The 3,623-nt window shown below is 43.8% G+C and carries 3 protein-coding genes; all 3 read left to right on the forward strand.

What is annotated here, in order from left to right; translation table 11 throughout:
• On the forward strand, positions 1-1,050 hold a 1,050-nt coding region (locus AAA946_RS24110; RefSeq protein WP_338167322.1), incomplete at its 5' end, for a hypothetical protein.
• Between the two features lie 62 nt (positions 1,051-1,112).
• Positions 1,113-1,352, forward strand: coding sequence for a hypothetical protein (locus AAA946_RS24115; RefSeq protein WP_338167323.1), 240 nt, complete (start codon positions 1,113-1,115; stop codon positions 1,350-1,352).
• A 390-nt stretch (positions 1,353-1,742) separates the two neighbouring features.
• Positions 1,743-3,179: a protein rep gene (locus AAA946_RS24120; RefSeq protein WP_338167324.1), complete on the forward strand. Its 1,437-nt coding sequence runs from the start codon at positions 1,743-1,745 to the stop codon at positions 3,177-3,179.
• Positions 3,180-3,623: the final 444 nt, after the last annotated feature.

Here is a 3,623-nt window from a genome sequence, read left to right on the forward strand (position 1 = left end):
ATGGGAATTAAGAACTGGACAGTAACAGCAGAAGGGGTTAAATCAGCAGCCTCCAGAGAGCTATATTTCAACGACATGAATCACCCTAACCATAATAACACAGAGCGAACTGTGGACATTATAGGTAACGGTGATACGACGGTGAGAATAATAGCAGCGAACGAAAAGCGAAAGATGAATCTTGCAAAGAGGAAAAGGGGAGGACGCCCCCCGAACGAGGCGCAAGAGTTCATTTTTACGCTACCAAAGGGGGATGAGTTTAGACCAACACCAGAGCAATGGAAAGGTATGGTGAATGGTATGCTTCGTGATATGTGCGAATATTTAAACGCACCATCACCTATTTGGGGTGAGGATGAGGATGGAAAAAGAATAAAGGTTGGAGAGCAGGAACCAAAGGCACAAATAACACCTAGCGACCTGAATGGGTTTATTAGAGCTACAGTGCATCAGCAGGATCAGGATGGTACTGGCACTGGTGATCATGCACATGTAATGATAGGTAATTATATTCCAAAGCTGGATTATGGCTTGCCTTTAAACCACAGAGGGGTATTAAAGACTCTCAAGATGTCATTTAACGAGCAGGTCAAGAATACCATCGGGATATGTAACAGTGAGTACATAGCCAAAAAAAGATACAAGGGTATAGCCAAGAAAAAAGTCCCTAAGTGGAAGGCTGATATAGCCAAGAAAGGGGATATTATCAAGGATGAGCTTGAATATATGCGCAGAGCCAAGCTGGAGCATAGGTTTGAATTAATGCCAGAGTTGAATAGTCTCCTTAATAAAATTGAGGATCAGTTTGAAAGGCTCGACAAATATAAAGAAGAAGGCAACGCAATGCGGTTTGGAAGCACCCTAAACAGGGTTGAAAAGACTATAAAGCAAGTGGATGAGATTGCCGTGAAATATGAGGACAACGAGGCTCTAAGCAGCTTTTCAGAGCGCATTAAGCAAAGGGTTGATCAAGCAAGAGAGCAGGAAATACAGCAACAAAAAGACCCAAATCAAAAGCACGATATTGATTCATCAAAAATAAAGTTGTGATGGGGTTGACAGGGGTGAATCAAAACCCTATTATTGATGTATCAAAACAAAGGAATTAAATCATGAAAAACGAACTGAAAGACATACAATTGCTAATGAATGCTGGATCACTAACTGGTGCTACAGTGAGCCACCAACCTATGTTTGGTGGGTGGGTTGCCACCTTCCAAGGGAAGAAGAAAAACGAGCACTATCAGCTACATACACAGCGTGGTGAGATGCGTACTTTTAAGACAGCAGATGCCGCTATAAAGCTTGTTAAGGGGTTGGGCTTTGCCAACTGTACGGTGGACTTCACCTAATGCCCGATAGGGCATACAAGCCCCTCACAGCAGCTTGCATGGCCACTGTTGGTGGGGGGCGGAACCCTACAATGCCGAACGGACCCGGTAACCCCCCCTTCCTGCTAGGCGCTCTTTTAGATCTTTGAGAGTGTGATGAGGGTGGAGGCATTCTTGCCGTGTACTAGCAGCAATTAAGAAAAAGGAGTATCTTAATGGAGATGGAGCGTGTAAGTGGGTGTCAGGATTGACATTTCCCAACCTCCAGAAATGATAAAGCCACTGGTCAATGGCGTTGGCGCGCCTCGCAGTGGCTTCAAACATAAGTCGAGAATAGTATGAACTACTCAATTCAATTTAGCAACATCTGTGGTGTTTTCATAGCCTCTCGCGCAATTTGCGGGTGGCAGAATGTGCGGATGTAACAGCGATCACCAAGCGGCAAAGCCGCGCCTTGGAATAAAGGCGAAATCCTCCACCACCTCCGATGGTGAATGCGAGCAAAAACAGGTACTTAGAGCATTAAGAAGAGAGCGTTTTGAGCTCTCTAGAGTGGCTCGTGGTATATTTGCGAAGGCTGGCGAACGCGCCAACCTAAAGCATGTTCTTAATTATCATCGTGCCGCTAAATGCGCCTATATCGCTATAGGTGAAGTGGCAATAATGAACTCTGTCGAGTATCACAAAAGCTTTTTCAAAGGACTCTTCACTTGTGGGAGCGTTTGGGCGTGCCCAAATTGCGCCGCAAAGGTTCAAGAAAAGCGCCGTGTTGAGGTGGCTATGGGGATGGATTATTTTTACAAACTTGGAAAAAAAGCGGTCATGGTGACCTTTACATTCCCACATACCAAAAGAAACAACTTAAAGCACCTTTTGGACGGTCAAAAGGAGGCTTTGAGTGAGTTAAGACGGGATAATAGGTGGAGGCACTTTAAGAAGCGTGTAGGCTTTGAAGGACTCATAAGATCCCTTGAGATCACTTATGGTGAGAGTGGATGGCATCCACACACTCACGAGCTATGGTTTGTTGATAGCGATGCGGATGCTGATGATTTAAAAGCATTTGTCCTGCGTAGGTGGGAGGATTGCTGCATAAAAGCAGGGCTGTTAGATCCATCAAAGAAAGCCACTGTAAGGGCTTTTAGAAAGCACTCTGTTGACGTTCGCGATAATTGTTCAACAAGTGACTATCTAGCGAAACAGGATGATTCAAGGAACTGGGGTGTAGATCGAGAGATAGCCAAGGCTACAACAAAAAAAGGCAGAGCTAAGGGTAAGCATCCCTTTGCGTTTTTGACGTTGTATCAGGAGGAGAGGAACGGCAAGTATGCGCGCCTATGGCTTGAGTATAATGAAGCGATCAAGGGTAAAGCACAGATGTTCTGGACACCAAAGATGAAAGAAAGGTGTGGTGTAAAAGACTATACAGATGAACAGCTTGCAGCACTGAAAGAGGATGAGGCGGTTGAGATTATGAGCCTTACTGGTAAGCAATGGCGGAAGGTGGCGCACACCAATTCACAGTCTTTGGTGTTGGACACCAGTGAGGAAACAACCGACAAGAATGTGATTGCAGCAGTGATCGAACATGCCAAGGCAAAAGAGATCAATATTGCTGATGCAGTGCAGAAAAGAGTAAATCTTCAAAAACGCATTTTTGAGGATTCAATAGTGCGAAATCTAATACCTGTTTTTGATACATCAAAAGTAGAGTTTGTTTCTGCCTCTGATGAGTTCCTGAAATCTTTTAAAGAGAGTCTGGAGCCAGATGAAGATATAGCAGAACCAACAAGAGATAATAACGAAAACGCCTGTGATGGAAATGGGCAATTAATATTTAATTGGTGATTGAGATGTCAGAAGTAATAAGAGAAGAAGAAGAGAGTAGAGTGTCTGAGGGTTATTGTGGCACTTGTGATGAGGACGTGAGATTGGATGCAACGTTGTATTACGATGTTGTGCTAGATAAGGATGGAGATGAGGAAAGGATACTTGTTTCCGAAGAAGAAACGTGCGCTTATTGCCAGTGTGGAATACGGCGATATTTCGATAAGTCGGGCAATATTACCGATAGCGATGGAATACATTTATAGCTGTAAGCCCCACTGTAAAGGTGGGGTTTTTTTTGCTTTTAGCAGGGGAGTCAAGAGGGGTGCAATACCCCTTTGCAAGTAGGAAACAACACCGACAAATTACGCAGTATATTTTAGGGTTTCCTATCTTGACTATAACACCGACTGCATGGGAATTAATTTCGTGATTATTTAATGGATATTATATCCTTTAAATAAA

Origin of the sequence: Vibrio sp. 10N, from assembly GCF_036245475.1 — a bacterium.
Taxonomy (GTDB): domain Bacteria; phylum Pseudomonadota; class Gammaproteobacteria; order Enterobacterales; family Vibrionaceae; genus Vibrio.